The organism is Neorhizobium galegae (assembly GCF_017877055.1).
In the GTDB taxonomy this organism is placed as follows: Bacteria; Pseudomonadota; Alphaproteobacteria; order Rhizobiales; family Rhizobiaceae; genus Neorhizobium; species Neorhizobium galegae_D.
This window is the reverse complement of sequence record NZ_JAGIPG010000002.1, coordinates 1427167-1448169: the sequence shown is the minus strand read 5'-3', so window position 1 is coordinate 1448169 and position 21003 is coordinate 1427167. Positions and strand designations below refer to the sequence as shown.

Annotated in this window: 20 protein-coding genes; 14 read left to right on the top strand and 6 right to left on the bottom strand. The window is 61.8% G+C overall.

The window, feature by feature from the left end; all coding sequences use genetic code 11:
• Positions 1–4: 4 nt before the first annotated feature.
• Positions 5–910: a DMT family transporter gene (locus J2857_RS17520; protein ID WP_210011354.1), complete on the top strand. Its 906-nt coding sequence runs from the start codon at positions 5–7 to the stop codon at positions 908–910.
• Here the strand turns inward: J2857_RS17520 and parC are convergent, their stop codons facing one another.
• Positions 911–3193, bottom strand: a complete 2283-nt coding sequence (gene parC / locus J2857_RS17515; RefSeq protein ID WP_210011353.1) for a DNA topoisomerase IV subunit A — start codon at positions 3191–3193, stop codon at positions 911–913. It lies immediately after the preceding gene.
• Positions 3194–3450: 257 nt separating this feature from the next.
• On the opposite strand from parC, the gene J2857_RS17510 reads away from it, so the two are divergent.
• Entirely contained in the window at positions 3451–4641 is a 1191-nt protein-coding gene (locus tag J2857_RS17510; protein WP_210011352.1) for a hypothetical protein, read from the top strand.
• A 75-nt stretch (positions 4642–4716) separates the two neighbouring features.
• On the opposite strand, the gene J2857_RS17505 is transcribed toward J2857_RS17510, so the two are convergent.
• Positions 4717–5037, bottom strand: coding sequence for a DUF1236 domain-containing protein (locus tag J2857_RS17505; protein WP_210011351.1), 321 nt, complete (start codon positions 5035–5037; stop codon positions 4717–4719).
• A 388-nt stretch (positions 5038–5425) separates the two neighbouring features.
• On the opposite strand from J2857_RS17505, the gene J2857_RS17500 reads away from it, so the two are divergent.
• From J2857_RS17500 to J2857_RS17470, 7 genes are all read left to right on the top strand, one after another.
• Positions 5426–6580 (top strand): serine hydrolase domain-containing protein, encoded by a 1155-nt coding sequence (locus J2857_RS17500; RefSeq protein ID WP_210011350.1) that lies wholly within the window; start codon positions 5426–5428, stop codon positions 6578–6580.
• Positions 6581–6855: 275 nt separating this feature from the next.
• A complete protein-coding gene (locus tag J2857_RS17495) occupies positions 6856–7245 on the top strand; it encodes a c-type cytochrome (RefSeq protein WP_210011349.1) in 390 nt (129 codons plus the stop codon).
• Positions 7246–7374: 129 nt separating this feature from the next.
• A complete protein-coding gene (locus J2857_RS17490) occupies positions 7375–8193 on the top strand; it encodes a cytochrome c oxidase subunit II (RefSeq protein WP_210011348.1) in 819 nt (272 codons plus the stop codon).
• Positions 8194–8242: 49 nt separating this feature from the next.
• Positions 8243–10021, top strand: coding sequence for a cytochrome c oxidase subunit I (gene ctaD, locus J2857_RS17485; RefSeq protein ID WP_210011347.1), 1779 nt, complete (start codon positions 8243–8245; stop codon positions 10019–10021).
• On the top strand, positions 10018–10737 hold the full coding sequence (locus J2857_RS17480; protein ID WP_210011346.1) for a cytochrome c oxidase subunit 3: 720 nt from the start codon (positions 10018–10020) through the stop codon (positions 10735–10737). Before ctaD ends, J2857_RS17480 begins: the two co-directional genes overlap by 4 nt.
• A gap of 23 nt (positions 10738–10760) precedes the next feature.
• Positions 10761–11480 (top strand): heme-copper oxidase subunit III family protein, encoded by a 720-nt coding sequence (locus J2857_RS17475; RefSeq protein ID WP_007770184.1) that lies wholly within the window; start codon positions 10761–10763, stop codon positions 11478–11480.
• Between the two features lie 7 nt (positions 11481–11487).
• Positions 11488–11850, top strand: a complete 363-nt coding sequence (locus J2857_RS17470; RefSeq protein WP_210011345.1) for a cytochrome C oxidase subunit IV family protein — start codon at positions 11488–11490, stop codon at positions 11848–11850.
• Positions 11851–11878: 28 nt separating this feature from the next.
• Here J2857_RS17470 and J2857_RS17465 read toward each other — a convergent pair whose 3' ends face one another.
• The 3 genes from J2857_RS17465 to J2857_RS17455 form a co-directional block, all read right to left on the bottom strand.
• Positions 11879–12703, bottom strand: coding sequence for a DUF2189 domain-containing protein (locus J2857_RS17465; protein WP_210011344.1), 825 nt, complete (start codon positions 12701–12703; stop codon positions 11879–11881).
• Between the two features lie 530 nt (positions 12704–13233).
• Complete coding sequence (gene aspS / locus J2857_RS17460; protein WP_210011343.1) at positions 13234–15024, bottom strand: aspartate--tRNA ligase; 1791 nt, start codon at positions 15022–15024, stop codon at positions 13234–13236.
• A 104-nt stretch (positions 15025–15128) separates the two neighbouring features.
• A complete protein-coding gene (locus tag J2857_RS17455; protein WP_210011719.1) occupies positions 15129–16061 on the bottom strand; it encodes a LysR family transcriptional regulator in 933 nt (310 codons plus the stop codon).
• A 126-nt stretch (positions 16062–16187) separates the two neighbouring features.
• On the opposite strand from J2857_RS17455, the gene J2857_RS17450 reads away from it, so the two are divergent.
• The 4 genes from J2857_RS17450 (at position 16188) to J2857_RS17435 (ending at position 19613) form a co-directional block, all read left to right on the top strand.
• A complete protein-coding gene (locus J2857_RS17450) occupies positions 16188–16544 on the top strand; it encodes an antibiotic biosynthesis monooxygenase (protein WP_210011342.1) in 357 nt (118 codons plus the stop codon).
• A gap of 162 nt (positions 16545–16706) precedes the next feature.
• Positions 16707–17945: an MFS transporter gene (locus tag J2857_RS17445; RefSeq protein ID WP_210011341.1), complete on the top strand. Its 1239-nt coding sequence runs from the start codon at positions 16707–16709 to the stop codon at positions 17943–17945.
• A 77-nt stretch (positions 17946–18022) separates the two neighbouring features.
• Positions 18023–19168: a ribonuclease D gene (gene rnd / locus J2857_RS17440; protein ID WP_210011340.1), complete on the top strand. Its 1146-nt coding sequence runs from the start codon at positions 18023–18025 to the stop codon at positions 19166–19168.
• 115 nt (positions 19169–19283) lie between these two features.
• Positions 19284–19613, top strand: coding sequence for a hypothetical protein (locus J2857_RS17435; protein ID WP_210011339.1), 330 nt, complete (start codon positions 19284–19286; stop codon positions 19611–19613).
• Here the strand turns inward: J2857_RS17435 and J2857_RS17430 are convergent.
• Positions 19585–19992, bottom strand: a complete 408-nt coding sequence (locus J2857_RS17430) for a DUF2000 family protein (RefSeq protein WP_210011338.1) — start codon at positions 19990–19992, stop codon at positions 19585–19587. The genes J2857_RS17435 and J2857_RS17430 overlap by 29 nt on opposite strands.
• Between J2857_RS17430 and J2857_RS17425 the strand changes: the two genes are divergently transcribed.
• On the top strand, positions 19991–20887 hold the full coding sequence (locus J2857_RS17425; protein ID WP_245363397.1) for an AraC family transcriptional regulator: 897 nt from the start codon (positions 19991–19993) through the stop codon (positions 20885–20887). The two genes, J2857_RS17430 and J2857_RS17425, sit on opposite strands and share 2 nt — an antisense overlap.
• Positions 20888–21003 lie beyond the last annotated feature (116 nt).

Below are 21003 nucleotides of genomic sequence, written 5' to 3'. Positions count from 1 at the left end.
CCCCATGAACGATCATAAAAAGGGCCTCGTGCTCACCGCAATCGGCGGGCTTGCGCTCTCCTTCGACGTGCCGCTCGTGCGTCTCGGGCATGGCGAGATGTGGTCGACGGTGGCGGTACGGAGCACGGCGACCTTTGTCGCCGCCATCGTGCTGTGGCTGCTCGTCCGCCGCTTCGGCACCAGCCGCCCGGTGCTGATCCCCGGCAAGGCGGGCCTTGCCGCAGGCTTCTGTTACGGCATTTCGACGATCGCCTTCCTCGGCGCAGTCTTCAACACGGCAACCGCCAATGTCGTGTTCATCGTCGCCTTCACACCCATGTATGCCGCCCTTCTAGGCTGGCTGGTCCTGAAAGAACGGCCCTCACCCTCGACGCTCGTCACCATGCTGGTGATGTTTGCGGGCGTCGGCCTGATCGTCTCGGGTGGCCTTGCCGGCGGGCACATCTTCGGGGACGTCTTGGCGGCAACCGCCTCGCTGCTTCTGGCGCTGGCGATCACGCTCAGCCGGACGGCCCGCATCGACATGGGTTTCGTGCCGCTGGTCGCGACCATCATCCCTGCAACGATCGGACTTTCCCTGGTCGGCGCATCTTCGCTGGCCGGTACGGGCGGCTTTTCAGTCGCGGACCCCGTCTGGGTTCTGTTCGACGGCGCGATCATGATGCCGCTCGCCTTCTGGTGCCTGGCAACCGGCCCTAAATATCTCTCCGGCCCCGAAGTCGGCATGTTCTACCTGCTCGAAACCATCCTCGCACCGATCTGGGTCTGGCTGATCTTTTCCGAAATCCCCTCCGCCCGCACCCTTCTCGGCGGCTCGATCCTCGTGCTGGCGCTGATCGGTTATTCCGCATGGCAGATGCGGCGGGTTGCGCGCCGCGACTATCTCGCGACGCCCCCTATCAGTCCCTGATTACCCGGCAAACTTCCCGCTTCGCGGAAAGCCCTTCGGAACGGCGCGGCCGGCGGTGGCACGGTCGGCGATCCATTCCAGCAGTTCGTCCTTGTTGCGGGTGAACGAACGGCCGGCGCTGTCTTCCCAGGAAAGGCCGTCGGCCATGGTGAAGCAGCGGATGTCGGAAATGCCGCCGTCCTTGTAGCGCTGCAGGCGCACGCCCTTGCCGCGGGTCATTTCCGGCAATTGGGTCAGCGGGAAGACCAGCAGCTTGCGGTTCTCGCCGACGACGGCGACGTGATCCCCCGAGACCGGCACGACCAGCTTCGCCTCGTCGGGCATGGCGACGTTCATGATCTGCTTGCCCTTGCGGGTATTGGCGATCATCTCGCTTTCGGCCACTACAAAACCGTTGCCCGCAGTCGACGCGAGGATCAGCTTGCGCTGCGGATCGTGGACGAAGGCAGTCAGGATGTCCTGGTCGTTCTCCATGTCAACGATGATGCGGATCGGCTCGCCATGGCCGCGGCCGCCCGGCAGCTTGTCGGCGCCGAGCGTATAGACCTTGCCGCCCGTCGTGACGAGCAGCAGCTTGTCGGTGGTCTGCGCGGTGAAGGCGATCTTCGGCCCGTCGCCCTCCTTGAAGGTGAGCGTCGAGGTATCCGAGATGTGGCCCTTCAGCGCGCGGATCCACCCCTTCTGCGAGACGACGACGGTGATCGGTTCCTTTTCGATCATCGCCTGGTTGATGGCGTCGATATCGGCATCCGGCGCATCGGCGAAGGTGGTCAGGCGCGCATAGGGCTTGCCGCGGCCCTTGGCGAAATTCTTGCGGACGTCCTGTATCTCGTGCTCGATCACCCGCCACTGCTTGTCCTCGGAGGCAAGCAGCGCCTCGATATCCGCCTTCTCCTTGGTAAGGTTCTCGTGCTCGGTGCGGATCTCGATTTCTTCCAGCTTGCGCAAGGCGCGAAGCCGCATATTGAGGATCGCCTCGACCTGGATGTCGGAGAGCGACCAGCGCTCCATCATCACAGGCTTCGGCTCGTCCTCCTCGCGGATGATGCGGATCACCTCGTCGATATTGAGGTAGGCGATCAAGAGGCCGCCGAGGATTTCCAGGCGCCTGTCGATCGCGGCCAGCCGGAAGCGCGAGCGGCGCACCAGCACGTCGCGGCGATGCGCCAGCCATTCCAGCAGCACTTCGTTGAGCGCCATCACCTTGGGCACGCGGCCCATGGAGAGCACGTTCATGTTGAGCGGCAGGCGGGTTTCCAGCTCGGAAAGCTTGAACAGCGATTCCATCAGCAGGGTCGCATCGACCGTGCGGCTCTTCGGCACCAGAACGACGCGAACGTCTTCAGCCGATTCGTCGCGTACGTCTTCGAGAAGCGGCAGCTTGCGGGCAAGTAGCAGTTCGGCGATCTTTTCGATCAGCCTGGACTTCTGCACCTGGAACGGGATTTCGGTGACGACGATCTGGTAGCCGCCGCGGCCGAGATCCTCGATGATCCAGCGGGCGCGGACGCGAAAACCGCCGCGGCCGGTCTTGTAGGCCTCGACGATCGACTCTCGGCTGTCGATGATGATGCCGCCGGTCGGCAGATCCGGACCTTCGATGCCACCCTTGGCCGGCTCGGCCGGATCCGCCATCAGATCCTCGACACTCGCCGCCGGGTTCTTGATCAGGTGCAGCGCGGCATCGCAGAGTTCATGGACATTGTGCGGCGGGATCGACGTCGCCATGCCGACCGCAATGCCCGACGTGCCGTTGGCGAGCAGATTCGGGAACGCGCCGGGCAATACGACCGGTTCCGAATTCGATTCGTCGTAGGTGTCGCGGAAATCCACCGCGTCCTGGTCGATGCCCTCGAGCAGCAGTTCGGAAACCGCCGTCATCTTCGATTCGGTGTAACGCATCGCCGCCGGGCTATCGCCGTCGATATTGCCGAAATTGCCCTGGCCGTTGACGAGCGGATAACGCTGCGAGAAATCCTGCGCAAGGCGTGCCAGCGCATCGTAGATCGACTGGTCACCGTGCGGGTGGAAGTTACCCATCACCTCGCCGACGATCTTGGCGCACTTGCGGAAAGCGGCGTTGGGGCGCAGGCCCATCTCGCTCATCGCGTAGACGATGCGGCGGTGGACGGGTTTCAGGCCGTCGCGCACGTCCGGCAGCGCGCGGTGCATGATGGTGGAAAGCGCATAGGCGAGGTAACGCTCTTCGAGCGCTGCTTTCAGATCGACCGGCAGGATATTGTCGCCGCCGTCGCCGCCGGGTGGTGTCAGATTTTTTCCCATGGGCCTTGACTAGCGGAAAGCCCGATTCTCGGCAAGAAAGTACCGGCGACAGCCTGTGGATGAAGGCTTTTCCCAAGCTGAAATCAGTGTTTGATTTACCCTGATTCGTCAGCCGCAATTTTGACGAAAGGAATGTGGAACACAGCCATAAACCTTTTACCCGGCTTGCCTATAAGGTGCCGCGAACAAGCAGACCGAACTATCGACAAACCCTAAACGATCGCGGGCCGGACCACTGCCCGCCAGGAGGAAATCCGATGCAATATTCCACCAAGGCCCGGCTTCTGCTCGCCGGCGCAGCGCTTTCGACTTTCGCCGGCCCGGCCTTTGCGCTCGACGGCAATGATCTTGTCGCCAAGATCAACAACGTGCTCGCGATCCAGGGCGCCGCCGGCTTCTCGGCGGAAAAGACTACCGTCAGCGGTTCGGACGTGACACTCACCAATGCCAAACTGGTGGTCGAAGCCGGCAAGCAGAGCCTGCCGCTCGGCACCGTCAAGTTCGAGGGCGTCGAAGAGGATAACGGCGGCTACACGGTCGAGAAAGTCACATTCGACAATATCAACGTTGCGGAGGACAAGACCACCTTTACCGCCTCCGATATCTCGATTAGCGGCCTCACCGTGCCGGCCAAGGCGACCGGCGACGGCCTCGATGCGATCCTGCTCTACGACGAAGCCCATGTCGGAAAGATAGCGGCCACCGTTGACGGCAAGCCGGCCTTCACGGTCGACGAGGCGAACGTCACCACCGAGGTCGCAGACGACAATTCCTCCGTCGGCTTCGACCTCCAGGTCAACGGCATCAAGAGCGACCTCAGCCTCGTCGAGGACGCGCAGGCCAAGGACACGCTTAAGCAGCTCGGCATCACCTCGCTTGACGGCAAGGTCGCCATGTCCGGCGCCTGGACCCTCAAGGACGGCACGCTCGATATCGACGAATACGCGCTGGATTTCGCCAAGGTCGGCCGCCTCAACCTCGCCTTCAGCATGTCCGGCTACACGCTCGACTTCATCAAGTCGGCGAACGAAACGGCCAAGGCGATGGAAGCCAATCCGAACAAGGAAGAGGCCCAGCAGGCCGCCGGCCTTGCGATGCTCGGCCTGATGCAGCGCCTGACCTTCAACAGCGCCGAGATCCGCTTCGAGGACGCCGGCATCACCAAGAAGGCGCTCGACTACGCCGGAAAGAGCCAGGGCACCACGGGCGAAGCCATGGCGCAGATGCTGAAGGGCATGACGCCGATGATGCTGGCGCAGTACAATGTGCCGGAACTGCAAAACATGGTGAGCGCCGCGGTCAACACCTATCTCGACAAGCCCGGCAGCTTGACGATCACTGCGGAACCGGCCGATGCCGTCCCCTTCCCGATGATCGTAGGCGCCGCGATGGGCGCGCCGAATACGCTGCCGAAGGTCCTCGGCGTCAAGGTCACCGCCAACGACTGAGGCCCCGGGTCCGCGAACAAAAAAAACCGGCGAGCGATCGCCGGTTTTTCTGTTGCTCGAAAGAGCCAGATGAAACTATTCCAGAACCTGGATGACTGTCCGGGTCTGCGGATTGACGATGACGCGTCGATCGTTGACGACCGTGTAAGCGTAGTCGTCGTAACCATCCACCGTGTGGACCTCGACCGTTTCCGGCAGGGCCGCGCCGACAGCGATCTCTCCCTGGTAGGAAACTGACGGAACCTTCTGCTCCATGACGTAGGTGCGAACTTCGCCGGGCAGAACGACCGTCGAACTGGTGGTGACCGGATCCTGGGTGACGATCGTCGTCTGGGCGTAAGCTCCGCCTGAGAGGGCGATCAGGACCGCCGAGGCGGCCAGTAGGGTCTTGCGCATGTCTTTTTCTCCCTGTGCTTCTGCTGCCCTAACAACACGAGCGCACGGATATGGTTCCCCCATTCGCTCGACTCACGGGAAAGCCAGGGCCGACGTGTTGACGCCGCAGGCAGGCACAAGCGACAAGATTGCGATGACGAGGCGGGGACCGACAACCAGACATCGGCAGATGTATCATGGCGAGAGGTTTGTATTCCATACCGTCCGGGCTTGCCGCCGAAATCCTCCGTCGAGCTCCGGTAGCCGACTGATTCAGGATGTGAAACCGATCCGTTCCGCCGTCCAGGCGATCGTCTTCAACCAAGTCGTCCAATATTTTGTCGCCCGTCGGGTCGTCCCCCTCAGGGGCGACCCTAGATAAAGGCGTCTTTAGCGGAGGTTTTGCCACATGAATTTGCCGATCAGTCACTCGAACCGAACACCTTGCCCCACGATTGAGGCAGTGATCGATGATGCCCTCGCCGCAAAACGGCTTGTTGGCACGGTCGTGATGGTCGCCAGGGATGGCGAAATCGTCTACCGCCGCGCCGCAGGATTGGCGGACCGGGAAGCGGGCCTGAAGGCCAGCGAGGACACGATCTTCCGCCTCGCCTCGATAACCAAGCCGATCGTCACCATCGCCGCCATGCGGCTGATCGAACAGGGCCGCATCGGCCTCGACGATCCCGTGACGAAATGGCTGCCGGATTTCCGGCCGCGCCTCGAAGACGGCTCGGAACCGGCGATCCTGATCCGCCATCTCCTCACCCACACCTCTGGCCTCAGCTATGGTTTCCACCTGGAAGATGGTCCCTATGTCCGCGCCGGCGTTTCCGACGGCCTTGATCAGCCGGGCCTCTCGCTCGCGGAGAACCTGCGGCGAATCGCTTCCGTGCCGCTGCTTTTCGCGCCTGGCACCGGCTGGCAATATTCCGTCTCCATGGACGTCATCGGCGGCGTCATCGAGAAGGAAACCGGCAAGCGCCTCGGCGAGGCCGTTACTGAGCTGGTGATGCGGCCGCTCGGCCTTTCCGATACCGGCTTTTCCGTCACCGACCGCAGCCGGCTTGCGGCACCTTACGCCGACGATTCGCCGGAACCGAAGCGGATGGGCGAGACGGAAAGGGTGCGAGCCCTCGATGGCTCGGTAACGTTCGTGCCGGACCGGATCTTCAACCCGGACTCCTTCCACTCCGGCGGCGGCGGCATGGCAGGGACCGCGTCCGACGTGTTCACCGTGCTAGAGACTATCCGCAAGGGCGGCGCGCCGCTGCTTTCGGAAAAAACCGTCAAGGCGATGATGACCAACCAGATCGGCGATCTTCTCGAACCGGCACGGCCGGGCTTCGGCTTCGGTTTCGGGTGGGCGATCGTGCGCGATCCCGCAAAGGCAGGCCTGCCGGTTTCCCCCGGCTCGCTGCAATGGGGCGGCGTCTACGGCCACCATTGGTTCATCGATCCGGCAAGGAAGGTCACGCTTGTGGGCCTGACCAATACCACGCTCGAAGGCATGTGGGGCCAATTCACGCTCGACCTGAAAAAGGCTGTCGCCGCCGACCTTTAAGGCGGGCATCCTCCGCTCGACTTTGTACATTATGCGGCGAAGCAAATTGCCTGTGTCATGCGTGTGAGCCGACTTGGTGGAACTTTATGAATATCCGGGTCTGACGGGCATTGTCGATAAATGTCCTGGCTCCACAAAACCATGCGGACTGATCTTGGCCCCGGTTGACTTGCCACCCCGGAGGACTACTCTTTTAGTGGTCGCAAACATATCCGCGCGAAGATGACGGTGGATGATGTGGCGATTGGGCAACCTTGAGGAGGATGAGGTTTGCCATGACCTATCGTGTTGTTCTGTGGATCGGCGCGTCCATCGTCGCCGTTTCGTCACTTGATGCCCAGGCTCAGGAAGGTGACGCAACGGCGGGCGCCACCGTTTTCAAGAAATGTGCGACCTGTCATATCGTCGATTCCGATACGAACAAGGTCGGTCCGTCGCTGAACAAGCTGTTCGGCCGAAAGGCCGGAACGCATCCCAATTTCGCCTATTCGACCGGGATGAAAGAGGCCGGAGACGGCGGCCTCGTCTGGGACGAGGCGACACTGCGCGACTATCTGCACAATCCAAAAGCGAAGGTGAAGGGCACCAAGATGGCCTTCGTCGGCGTGAAGGACGAGCAGGAGATCACCAATCTCATCGCCTATCTGAAGCAATATTCCCAGTAACCGGCCGAGAGACCACCGGCTGGACATGCCTAAATTGCAGTAATTGCCCATCTTTTCCATTCGTGCGATAATAACCCGGTATTTTCGCGGAATGCGGTTTCACGGTCGGTCGCTCAGGGAGGGGCGGAGATGGCTGTTGTGCTGATTCTCGTCATGATTGTTGTCGGCTCCGTGCTGTTCCATGTGCTGAGCCCGTGGTGGTGGACGCCGATCGCCTCCAACTGGAACTATATCGACAGCACGCTTGTCATCACCTTCTGGATCACCGGCATCGTCTTCGTGGCGGTGGTTTCGTTCATGGCCTATTGCGTCTTCCGCTTCCGGCACAGACCAGGCAACCGCGCGGCCTATGAGCCGGAGAACCGTAGGCTGGAGGTGCTGCTGGCGGGAGGAACGGCGGTCGGCGTCGCGGCGATGCTGGCGCCCGGCCTGGTGGTATGGAACCAGTTCATTACGGTGCCTGACGATGCCGTGCCGGTCGAGGTCGTCAGCCAACAGTGGCTGTGGAGCTTCCGCCTGCCGGGCGCGGACGGAAAGCTCGGGCGCGCAGAAACGCGCGACGTGAGCCCCGACAATCCGCTCGGCCTGAACAAGAACGACGCAAGTGGCCTCGACGACGTGATCATCGAGGGCGGCGAGCTGCATCTGCCGATCGGCAAGCCGGTGCGCATATTGCTGCGCTCCGTCGATGTCCTCCACGATTTCTACGTGCCGGAATTCCGCGCCAAGATGGACATGATCCCCGGCATGATCACCTATTTCTGGTTCACGCCGACGCGGACGGGAAGCTTCGAGATTCTCTGTGCCGAGCTCTGCGGCATCGGCCATGCGCAAATGCGCGGGACCGTCGTCGTCGACGAAGCGGCGGACTATCAGACCTGGCTCGGGCAGCAGCAGACATTCACCCAGCTTATGGCGTCATCGGGAGAGCCGCCGCCGGCAAACTGAACCAGCGAAGCGGTTTCAGGCAGCATCGGAAGGAAAGGGAAGAGACATCATGGTCGAGATTCCATCCGGCAGCGCAGGCGCCATCCCGTCCGCCGAAGTCGAGGATGTCGAGCTTTATCATCCGAAAAGCTGGTGGACGAAATATGTGTTCAGCCAGGATGCCAAGATCATCGCCGTGCAATATTCGGTCACCGCCATCTCGATCGGTCTTGTGGCGCTGGTGCTCTCCTGGCTGATGCGGCTGCAGCTTGCCTTTCCCGGTTATTTCGCCTTCATCGATGCCGACCACTATTATCAGTTCATCACCATGCACGGCATGATCATGGTGATCTATCTGCTGACCGCGCTGTTTCTCGGCGGCTTCGGCAACTACCTCATTCCGCTGATGGTCGGCGCGCGAGACATGGTGTTCCCCTATGCGAACATGCTGAGCTACTGGATCTATCTGCTGGCCGTACTGATCCTTGCCGCGGGTTTTTTCGCCCCCGGCGGACCGACAGGGGCCGGCTGGACGCTCTATCCCCCGCAGGCCGTTCTGTCAGGCACGCCTGGTGGCAAGGACTGGGGCATCCTCCTCATGCTCACCTCGCTGATCGTCTTCATCATCGGCTTCACCATGGGAGGCCTGAACTATGTGGTAACCGTGCTGCAGGGACGCGCGCGCGGCATGACGCTGATGCGCATGCCGCTCACCGTCTGGGGCATCTTCACCGCCACCGTGATGGCGCTGCTCGCCTTCCCTGCCCTGTTCGTAGCCTGCGTCATGATGCTGTTCGACCGCCTGCTCGGCACGAGCTTCTTCATGCCGGCCATCGTCGAAATGGGCGAGCAGCTGCAGCATGGCGGCGGCAGCCCGATCCTGTTCCAGCACCTGTTCTGGTTCTTCGGGCATCCGGAGGTCTATATCGTCGCGCTGCCGGCCTTCGGCATCGTCTCGGATCTGATCAGCACGCACGCGCGCAAGAACATCTTCGGCTACCGCATGATGGTCTGGGCGATCGTCATCATCGGCGCGCTCAGCTTCATCGTCTGGGCGCACCACATGTATGTCAGCGGCATGAACCCGGCCTTCGGTTTCTTCTTCGCCACTACGACGCTGATCATCGCCATCCCGACGGCGATCAAGGTCTACAACTGGGTGCTGACGCTGTGGCGCGGCGACATCCACCTGACGCTGCCGATGCTCTTTGCGCTCGCCTTCATCGTCACCTTCGTCAATGGCGGCCTGACCGGCCTGTTCCTCGGCAACGTCGTCGTCGACGTGCCTCTGTCGGATACGATGTTCGTCGTCGCGCATTTCCACATGGTCATGGGCGTGGCGCCGATCCTCGTCATCTTCGGGGCGATCTATCACTGGTATCCGAAGGTGACAGGACGCATGCTGAACGAGACGCTCGGCCAGATCCACTTCTGGACCACCTTCCTTGGCACCTACGCGATCTTCTTCCCGATGCATTACCTTGGCCTGCTCGGCGTGCCGCGCCGCTACTTCGAGATGGGAGAGACGGCCTTCGTTCCGCCTTCGGCCCATACGCTGAACATCTTCATAACGGTCATGGCGCTGATCGTCGGGGCCGCGCAGATGGTTTTCCTGTTCAATCTGGTTTGGAGCCTTTTCCGCGGCAGGGAGGCAGGCGGCAATCCATGGCGCGCAACGACGCTCGAATGGCAGACGCCGCAGACGCCGCCCGCGCACGGCAACTGGGGCAAGGAACTGCCGGTGGTCTACCGCTGGGCCTATGATTACAGCGTGCCGGGAGCGGCCGAGGACTTCATTCCGCAGACAGTGCCGGCAAGCGGCGGCGTCACACGGGAGGTTCCGGCATGAACGTCACGCTGATCTTCCTTGCCGTCATCGGCGCCATCATCGTCTGGTGGCTTTCCGGACAGCGGCTGACCTCGAAACCCTGGCTCGAAACCGGGTCCGTGCAGCTGCCGGATCATCACGGCGCCGATCGGCAACAGCCGCCCGTGCCGGCGGTGAAAATCGGCCTCTTCGTGTTCCTCGGCGTCGTCGGCGCACTCTTCAGCCTTGCCGTCAGCGCCTATTTCATGCGCATGGCGTCAGCGGATTGGTGGGCCACACCCGTTCCCCGGCTGCTCTGGGTCAACACCGCGGCACTCGCCTTGAGCAGTGTCGCGCTGCAATGGGCGAAAAGAGAAGCGGAGCACGGCCGCATGGAAAGCCTGCGGCCGGTGCTTTCTGCCGCCTTTGCCCTTGCCGTCTTCTTTCTCGTCGGACAGGTCCAGGCATGGCGGGAACTGACGGCGGCCGGTTACGTGCTGGCTGACAATCCCGCCAACAGCTTCTTCTATATGCTCACCGGCCTGCACGGCCTGCATATCCTCGGCGGGCTCGCTGTCCTCGCTCACACGACGGTCAGGGCATTCGCGAGTGACGTTCAGCCAGACAGGCTGCGCCTCAGCATCGATCTATCCGCCATCTATTCGCATTTCATGCTCGCCGTCTGGCTCCTGCTCTTTTCGCTCTTTGCCGGGTGGGCGAATGATTTTGTCGATCTCTGCCGCACATTGCTGACCTAGGGGCCGAACCAGGAGATTTGCAGATGGCACAGACTATCGGGACACATGGCGAGCCAGACCTCAGGCCGGCGGGCCTGCGCGGAGTCGCTGCCGATTTCAGTTCGGATCAGCGCGCCTTCAAGACCGCCTCCTGGGGCAAGGCGATGATGTGGATCTTTCTGCTCAGCGACACCTTCGTCTTCGGCTGTTTCCTGATCGCCTACATGACCGCCCGCATGTCGACGCCGGTCGCCTGGCCCAATCCGAGCGAGGTCTTCGCGCTGCATATCGGCGGCCAAGACGTGCCGCTGATCCTGATCGCAATCATGACCTTCGTGCTGATCTCGAGCAGCGGCACCATGGCGATGGCGGTCAATTTCGGCTATCGCCGCGAACGCCACAGGACCGCGATGCTGATGCTGCTGACGGCGCTTCTCGGGGCATGCTTCGTCGGCATGCAGGCCTTCGAATGGACGAAGCTGATCACCGAAGGCGTCCGCCCCTGGGAAAACCCCTGGGGGGCGGCCCAGTTCGGATCGACCTTCTTCATGATCACCGGCTTTCACGGCACCCACGTCACGATCGGCGTCATCTTCCTCCTCATCGTCGCCCGCAAGGTCTGGCGGGGCGATTTCGACCAGGAACGGCGCGGCTTCTTCACCAGCCGGAGAGGCCGCTACGAGGCCGTCGAGATCATGGGCCTCTACTGGCACTTCGTCGACCTGGTCTGGGTCTTCATCTTCGCATTCTTCTATCTGTGGTGAGGTCGTCATGAACGAGACAACGGCGCATACACACATCCAAGTTGGACAGCAGCTCCAAACCGGACAGCAGCATCCGATCCGGCTCTACCTCTTCGTCTGGGGCCTGCTCTTCGTGCTCAGCGCCTTTTCCTACATGGTCGATTATCTCGGCTTCCAGGGTTATCTCAGATGGACGCTGATCCTGCTCTTCATGATGCTGAAAGCCGGGCTGATCGTTGCCGTCTTCATGCACATGGCCTGGGAACGGCTGGCGCTCGTCTACGCCATCCTGCTGCCGCCGCTGCTGGTGCTGGTTTTCGTCGCGCTGATGGTATCGGAGGCCGACTATACAATCTTCACCCGACTCGCCTTCTTCGGCACTGGCCCTTGACCGGCAGTGCCGAAGCCTATTTTCCGACCTACCTGCCGCTGCTGCTCCCCAAGCCGGTTTCCGGTTCAACGACCTTGCGATACAGATGCCAGGTCGCGTGGCCAAGCACAGGGATCACGATAGCCAGACCGGCAAAGAACATCACAAAACCGACGACCAGAAGCACCGCCACGATGAGGCCCCAGAGCATGATCTCCAAGGGATTGCCTGCAAAGGCTTTCATCGAAGTATAAACCGCTGCCGCCGCGCCGGTATCACGATCAAGAAGCAACGGAAATGCGACAACTGTGGTGCTAAGCACGGCCACAGCAAAGAGGAAGCCGACGGCATTGCCGTAGAGGATCAGTTGCCAACCCCTGCTCGTCGAGAACACCTCGTTTAAGAATGTCATCAGCGATTCCGGCCGTCCCGGCCCGAACAGGCTGACATACAGCGACTGCGCCGTCAGAAGCCACAGGATAAAAATCACCGCCAGCAGAAGGCCGATGGCAAGGATTGCCGGGACCGCCGGGGAATGCCTGATTTCGAGCGCATGCTGCCAGGAGGTGTCGAGGCCAAGCTCACGCCGGCGACTGATTTCATAAAGACCGAGCGCCGCTATCGGACCGACCAGGGCAAAGCCTGACATCAGCGGAAACAGCAGCGGCAGCGCATTGGCGCCGGATGTCCAATACGCGAGGACCACGCCGGCCACAGGATAGATCAGGCAGAGAAAGACGTAGTGCGACGGCTTGGTCCAGAAATCATCCAACCCCTGACGTAGCGAGGTGAAGACATCTGCCACATTGATGCGCCGCACGGTGGGATAGGCCACCTTCCTGGCGCCTCCCGCGATCACATGAAAATGTGCCATAACAATTCCTCTCCATTCTTGTCACAGACAACAACGATCACAACGGATGCCCACGTGAGGAACGGCGCTATCGGACTGAACCTGCACGCGTGAAGGATTATACGCCCACGGTCGAAACTTGACCAGCGGCCCACGTTACGGCGCAGAATCGCTGCGCATCCAAGCGTTGTCACATAAACCATGTGTCAGTGAGCGGGGCATGAGGTTGTCACCTTATCGAGCGATGATCGAACTATGCCGCTGCTGTCTGAGATCGGGCAACGTTGCCGTCCACGTCGCTTCCGCAGCTTGATCCAAGAAAACAGATTTTACCTTCTCCGATGCCACCGGAGCGGTCCGCATGGTTTTGTGGAGCCAGGACATTTATCGACTGCCCATCAGACCCGCATATTCATAAAATCCCACCAAGTCGGCTCACATGCATGACACAGGCATTTTGCTTCACCACTTAATGTACAAAGTCGAGCTCAGAGATTGAATCAAAAAGCCCGGCGCTTGGCCGGGCTTTTTCAGTTCAGCGTCCGAAATACTCAGTCCTTCTTCGGCGTCGGCACGACGCGGATCGCGAGTTCGCGCAGCTGCTGCGGCGTTGCCGGCGACGGGGCACCCATCAAAAGGTCCTGCGCCTGCTGGTTCATCGGGAACAGCGTCACTTCGCGCAGGTTCTTGGCGCCGACAAGCAGCATGACGATACGGTCGATGCCGAAAGCCGCGCCGCCATGCGGAGGCGCGCCGTACTGGAAGGCGCGGTACATGCCGCCGAACCGGTCCTCGACATCCGCCTGGCTGAGGCCGACCTTTTCGAAGGCCTTGACCATCAGTTCCGGCGACTGGTTGCGGATCGAGCCGGAGGCGATTTCGAAGCCGTTGCACACCGCGTCATACTGGTAGGCCTTGATCGTCAGCGGATCCTGGTTTTCCAGCGCCTCAATGCCGCCCTGCGGCATCGAGAACGGGTTATGGGCGAAATCGAGCTTCTTTTCTTCCTCGCTCCATTCGTAGAACGGGAAGTCGACGATCCAGCACATCTCGAAACGGTCGCGATCGACAAGGTTCAGTTCCTCGCCGGCGCGGGTGCGGGCTTCGCCTGCGAACTTGTAGAACTTGGCCGGATCGCCGGCGACGAAGAAGCAGGCGTCGCCGTCATCGAGGCCGAGCTGGGTGCGGATCGCTTCGGTGCGCTCCTCGCCGATGTTCTTGGCGAGCGGGCCGGCGCCTTCGAGCTTGTCGCCTTCCTTGCGCCAGAAGATGTAGCCGAGACCCGGCTGGCCGGTCGATTGCGCCCAGGCGTTCATGCGGTCGCAGAAGGCGCGGCTACCACCGGTCTTGGCCGGGATCGCCCAGACTTCGACCTTCGGGTTGGAGGCGATCATGCCCGCGAACACCTTGAAACCGGAGCCGGCGAAGTGTTCGGTGACGGCCTGCATCTCGATCGGGTTGCGCAGATCCGGCTTGTCGGAACCGTATTTGCGGATCGCCACGTCATAGGGAATCCGCGGCCAGTCCTTGGTGACCGGCTTGCCTTCGGCGAACTGTTCGAACACGCCGGTCATGACCGGACCCATCGTGTTCCAGACGTCTTCCTGAGTGACGAAGCTCATTTCCAGGTCGAGCTGGTAGAACTCACCCGGCAGGCGGTCGGCGCGCGGGTCTTCGTCGCGGAAGCAGGGGGCGATCTGGAAGTAGCGGTCGAAACCAGCGACCATCAGCAGCTGCTTGTACTGCTGCGGCGCCTGCGGCAGCGCGAAGAACTTGCCTTCATGGATGCGGCTCGGCACCAGGAAGTCGCGCGCGCCTTCCGGGGACGAAGCGGTCAGGATCGGCGTCGAATATTCGGCAAAACCGATCTCGCCCATGCGGCGGCGCATGTCGGAGATGATCTGGGTGCGCTTGACGATGTTCCTGTGCAGGGTCTCGCGGCGCAGGTCGAGGAAGCGGTACTTGAGGCGCACGTCTTCCGGATAGTCCGGCTCGCCGAACACCGGCAGCGGCAATTCCTTGGCGGCGGAGAGCACTTCGATCTCCTGGGCGTAGAGTTCGATCTCGCCGGTCGCCATGCCCTTGTTGACGGTATCTTCCGAGCGCGCCTTGACGAGGCCGTCGATGCGGATCACCCACTCGCCGCGGACGATCTCGGCGGTCTTAAAGGCAGGGCTGTCCGGATCGGCGACGACCTGGGTCATGCCGTAATGGTCGCGAAGGTCGATGAACAGCACGCCGCCGTGATCTCGCACGCGATGCACCCAGCCGGACAGGCGGACGGTCGATCCGACGTCGGACTTCTTGAGGGCGGCACAGGTATGGCTGCGGTAACGGTGCATTTCAGTATCCTGGACTGGTAGGTTTTGCGGTCTTTTGGCGTGCGAAGCAGGCCTGCCGGCTTTATGGAAAATCGGCGGGAAAAGCGCATGGCCCGCCCCGTTTGTCAAGGCTTGGCAGCAGAGCCTGCCGTGAGCGGCGCGGCCGCGGCGCCGTCCACAACCAGATTATCCGCCATGAAATCCACAAACGCGCGGATTTTTGGCGACAGGAAGCGGCCGGTAGGCCAGAGCACGCGGAAGGTTCCCGTCTGGACGATGTGGTCATCCAGCAGGGTGACGAGGAGTCCGTCATCAAGCTGTGGCCTGATGACGAAGGGAGGCAGGCAGGCGATGCCAAAACCTTCCTCGGCAAGATCGATGATCGGCTCAAGCGTGCTGGCGGTGACGGCGACCGGCAGGACCAGGCGCGCATTGCCATCTTCAACGGCGAGCGGCCAGGGCTCGAGCCTGCCGGTACTCGGATAGCGATGGTGCAGGCATCGGTGATCCAGAAGGTCGGATGGCACCTCGGGCCGCCCCCACGCCTGGACATAGCCGGGAGAAGCGACAATTCGATGGCGAAACGAACCGAGCTTGCGGCTCATCAATCGTGTGTCCCGTACCTCGCCGGTGCGGACGACCGCGTCGAACCCCTCTTCGATCACGTCGACCAGGCGATCGGTAAAATCCAGATCCATGGTGATTTCGGGATAGGCGCGCATGAATGCCGAGATGGTCGGCATCAGGAGCATGCCGACCAACGGCAGGCTGACGCGCAGTATGCCCCGGGGGGCCGCCCGCAGCCGCGACAGCTCCGATTGCGCCACATCCAGTTCGGACAGGATACGCCGGCACGTATCCAGAAAATAACTGCCCTCCTCCGTCAGAGTCATGCTGCGCGTGGATCGGTGGAAGAGGCGCACGCCCATCTCCTGCTCCAGCCTCGCCACCGCCTTGCCCACGGCGGAACTCGATATCCCGAGCCGCCTGGCGGCGGCGACGAAACTGCCACCCTCCGCCGCCTGAACGAAGATGTCGAGCGTTCCCAACCTGTCCATCATCACTCCAATTGCGGAATTTGTATCCGCACTGTTGCGAATAGCGGATTATTTATCTGTGATCATCACGTCGATATCCAGTCGGCGCGGCCAAAAGACCGCTTCCCGACTGAAAGGACCTCACTGATGGATACGCTTCTAACCGCCGGCTTCTCCGCAACGCCGGAACCGACCACTTTCATCGTCAACGTCATCCACGCTCATCCCGGCAAGCAGGAAGAAGCCTTCCGCATCATTCAGGATGTCGTTCATTACGTCGCGGAACGGAAGGAAGGCTTCCTCTGGAGCAACCTCGCCAAAAGCACGGACGGCAAGACCGTGGTGAATATCGAAGCCATCCGCGATGCCGGCAACGTCGACGATTTCTTCTCCGATCCGGTCTTCCGCGAAAAGTTCCGCAAGCTCGACGAAGTCTCCACGTTCGAGTTCCATACCTATGGCGTCGATGACCTCATCCTGCCCAAGCTTGGCCGACAGGTTTAGCACCACCTTGGCAGAAGCCCCGTCCGCGGGGCTTCTGCATCCAGGCACAAACTCCCGCACGAGAGGACCGGGCAAGGTCGTTTATGAGCTGTATTGGACATCGCTGACGCGATAGAAACGCATTGTCATCTCCGACAGCGATTCTCTTCCCCTGCGGCACCCATGAGCCATATCCGTCCGCTGATCCCCCTCCTCGTCACCGCAGGCATCCTGATCGGCGGCAACGGGTTGCAGGGCACCTACATCGCGCTGCGTGGCTCGGCCGAAGGTTTTTCACCCTCGACCATCGGCATGATCGGCGCCGGCTACAGCATCGGCTTCGCCTTCGGCTGCATGTATGTGACGCGACTGCTCCGCCAGATCGGCCATATCCGCACCTTCTCGGCGATGGCAGCGGTCACGGCTTCAGCCTCGATCGGCATGTCGATGATCATCGACCCGGTCTTCTGGTTCGCGATGCGCTTCGTGATCGGTATTGCCGTCGCCAGCCTGTTTGCAACGGTCGAGAGCTGGATCAACGCCAAGGTCACCAATGCCAACCGGGCGCGCACGCTCTCCGTCTACCGTTTCGTCGACCTCGGCTCGGTAACGGTGGCGCAATACATCATCCCGACGGTCGGCATCGAAGGGCCGGTCATCTTCAACATTATCGCCATCGCGCTGATCCTGTCGCTGGTGCCGATCTCTATCGCCGACAAATCGAGCCCGGCGCCGCCGGAAACGATCGCCTTCGACCTCAAGGCCGTGTGGCGGATTTCGCCGCTCGCAGTCGTCGGTGTCATTTCGGTCGGCCTGTCGATGGCGGCCTTCCGCAACATCGGACCGATCTATGCGAAAGAGATCGGTATGAGCATCACCTCGATCGCCACCTTCATGAGCGCCGGCATCATCGGCGGCGTGGTGCTGCAATATCCGCTGGGCCTCTATTCCGACCGGCTAGACCGGCGCCGCGTCATCCTGTGGACGACGATCGGCTCGATCATAACCGGCGTCTATCTCTCCTTCGGGGCCGGCGCCAGCGAGACTGCCAATATCGTCAGCGTCTTCCTGTTCGGTGCCTTTTCGATGCCGCTCTATTCGCTGTGCTCGGCGCATGGCAATGACTACGCCAAGCCGGGCGAGCACGCGCTGGTCTCGGCAGGCCTGCTGTTCTACTGGTCCGTGGGCGCGACGGTCGGGCCGCTGCTCGCCTCGGTTCTCCTGCAATACCTCGGACCGCGCGCCTTTTTCGCCTATACCTCGTTCATCTTCCTGGGCTTCATGATCTTCACGCTCCGACGCATGCGGGTGCGTGCCCCGGTGCCCCCGTCGGAGCGCACCTGGCGTTTCCGCTCGTTGCTTCGGACATCGGCCTATTTCAACAGGCTCGCCGGCCCGCCCGATAAAGACGAGCGCGAGTAAAGGTTAAACAGCGTTGCGTATTGACATATGCGGCGGGAAGGAGAAGGAAGGTTGATCACCCTCACGTGAATGAAACGATGATCCAGACGACCGCCGCACTCGAAGAAGCCTGCATCCAGCTGGCCCAATCGGACTTCATCACCATCGACACCGAGTTCCTCAGGGAAACGACCTTCTGGCCTGAGCTGTGCCTCATCCAGATGGCGAGCCCGACGGTCGAAGTTCTCATCGATCCGCTCGCCAAGGGGCTGAGCCTGAAACCCTTCTTCGAGCTGATGGCCAATCCCGCCGTCACCAAGGTGTTTCACGCCGCCCGCCAGGATATCGAAATCATCCACCACCTCGGCAATCTGGTGCCGCATCCGATCTTCGACACCCAGGTCGCCGCCATGGTCTGTGGTTTCGGGGATTCGGTCTCCTACGACCAGCTCGTCAGCCGCATCAAGGACGTCCATATCGACAAGTCCTCGCGCTTCACCGACTGGAGCCGCCGGCCGCTTTCCGACAAGCAGCTCGAATATGCGCTGGCCGACGTCACCCATCTGCGCGACGTCTATCTCTTCCTCAAGACCCAGCTCGAACGCGAAGGCCGCGCCCTGTGGCTGACCGAGGAAATGGCCGTGCTGGAATCGCCCGGCACCTATGACCTGCATCCGGACGACGCCTGGCAGCGCCTCAAGTCGCGCCTGCGCAAGCCGACCGAGCTCGCCGTCCTCAAATTCGTCGCCGCGTGGCGCGAGCGAGAAGCCCGCAGCCGCAATGTGCCGCGCTCGCGCGTGCTGAAGGACGATGCGATCTACGAGATCGCCCAGCAGCAGCCGAAGGACGTGGAAGCCATGTCGCGGCTGCGCACCATCCCGAAGGGCTGGGAACGCTCCGCCTCCGGCACCGCTATCATCGAAGCGGTCAACGCCGCGCTTGCCCTGCCGAAGGCCGAGATGCCGCATGCGCCGAAACACGTGCATGTCCCCGAAGGCACCGCCGCCGCCGTCGAACTGCTCAAGGTCCTCCTGAAGCTGATCTCCGACAAGCAGGGCGTCGCCGCCAAGATCATCGCCAATACCGACGATCTCGAAAAGATCGCCGCCGAGGGCGAGGCAGCCAATGTCGGCGCCCTCTCCGGCTGGCGCCGCGACCTCTTCGGCGAAACCGCACTCAAACTAATCAGCGGCGGCGTGGCCCTGCGCTTCGTCAACAAGAAGGTCGAGGCTGTGGAGCTTTAAGGGTTATGCCCCAATCGCTTGCCCGGCATTTTGTGACAAGCGCCAGGCCCCCCGCCGCCTGCGATTCCAAGACCGAACGTTGGATGGCGAGCTTCACCATCCTGGTGCTCGAAGTATGAACCACGGAACGAGGCTTCCCTCCTCCCTCCTACTGGTGGTGATCGCCGCCCTCCTGTCACTGCTTCTCATCTTCCTCACGGAGGCAGCGTTGCTGGGAGCCTTCTCGTCGGTCTGGATCCGCCCGTCCATCCGGGTGATCTGCGCCGCCAACCTGCTCGTCGCCCTGCCGGGCCTGATGACGGCGAAGCAGGTCGCCTGGCTAAACTACCTGCTCCTCAGCATCGCCACTTATGTCGTGGCCTCGACCACGCCGATCGCCGCGCTCTGGGTCATTCCGAGGACTGCGTTCCTCGCCGTCAGGCATGCATTTTCGAGCCTTTGGTGATCTTGTCGACGATCTTCTTCTCAGTCCTGATCGCGATGCCCACCAGTTTCGCATCCTCCGGCGAGAATTGCGCAAACACCTCGCGGTTGGCCGCATCATGGCCGGTCGAGAACATTTCCTCGATATAGGCCGAGGTCGTCACTTCGCGTTCCAGCGAGCGCCGGTGGATGGCACGCAGCGTCTCCTGGTCGGCGGTCAGCACCACGATCGGCTGGATGCTCATCGGATTGTAGACATGACCCGCCCCATCCCGATATGGTTCACCGATGATCGCGGGATTTTGCGCGATGATGCCGCTGGTCAGGAAGGCGGTCACATTGAGCTCCTGCCAGGGGGCAAGGTCATCGCGAAGCACGATCGCGATCTTGGTATCGAACATGAAGAACAACTCCGTCGAAGGTTATGCGAGAGCTGACGAGATAACGGCAGCTGATGCCGCGGGTCTTGAACGTTCGTGCAACGCCGCAGACACATCTGACGGCATCGTCCAGGCCCCTTCGTCGCGCGGCATCGAGCGGATCGAGGTTCGCTTCCATGGCAACGGTTTCGAGCCGCATCGCCACGACACATACGCGCTCGGCGTTACGCTGTCGGGCGTCCAGACCTTCCAGTATCGGGGCTCCGCACGCGCCAGCCTGCCCGGCAACGTCATCGTGCTGCATCCGGACGAGGTGCATGACGGTGCTGCCGGCACCGATGCCGGCCTGCGCTATCGCATGCTCTACCTGCCACCGGAACGGCTGATCGAGGCGGCCGGCGGTTCACGCGGCCTGCCCTTCGTGCCCGATCCCATCATCGCGGATGCGCAATTCCGGCAGTGCCTGACCGAAGCGTTGGACGATCTCGAAGCCGAGCCGCAGGACCTGTTGCTCGACGACCTGATCGCCCGCATGGCCACCAGCCTCTGGCGCCATGCGGACGGCAAGGGCGGTGCGGCGAGCACGCCGCGCGCGCAAGAGGCGGTGCGGCGCTGCCGCGATTACCTGCAGGCGAACACGGACCGGACGGTCTCTTCCGAAGAACTCGAAGAGGTGAGCGGCTTCGACCGTTATACGACCGCCAGGCAATTCCGGAAGCTTCTGGGTACCAGCCCGCACCGCTATCTCGTCATGCGCCGGCTCGACCGAGCGAAGATCCTGCTGTCGCAAGGTGGCAGCCTGGCGGAGATCGCAGCCGATACGGGGTTTGCCGACCAGGCGCATTTCACCCGTCATTTCAAGAAGACGTTCGGCATGACGCCGGGCCGCTGGATGGCGCTTCGCAGGAGCGCCTAAGTTCCCCTGATGTTTGTGAAATTACCGTCATCAAAGCTTCATCGAAGCGTCAATCTTCCATCACCTCACCGTCATGCACTCGCCTTAACCGGTTTGCGTCTTCGACACGCCAACCA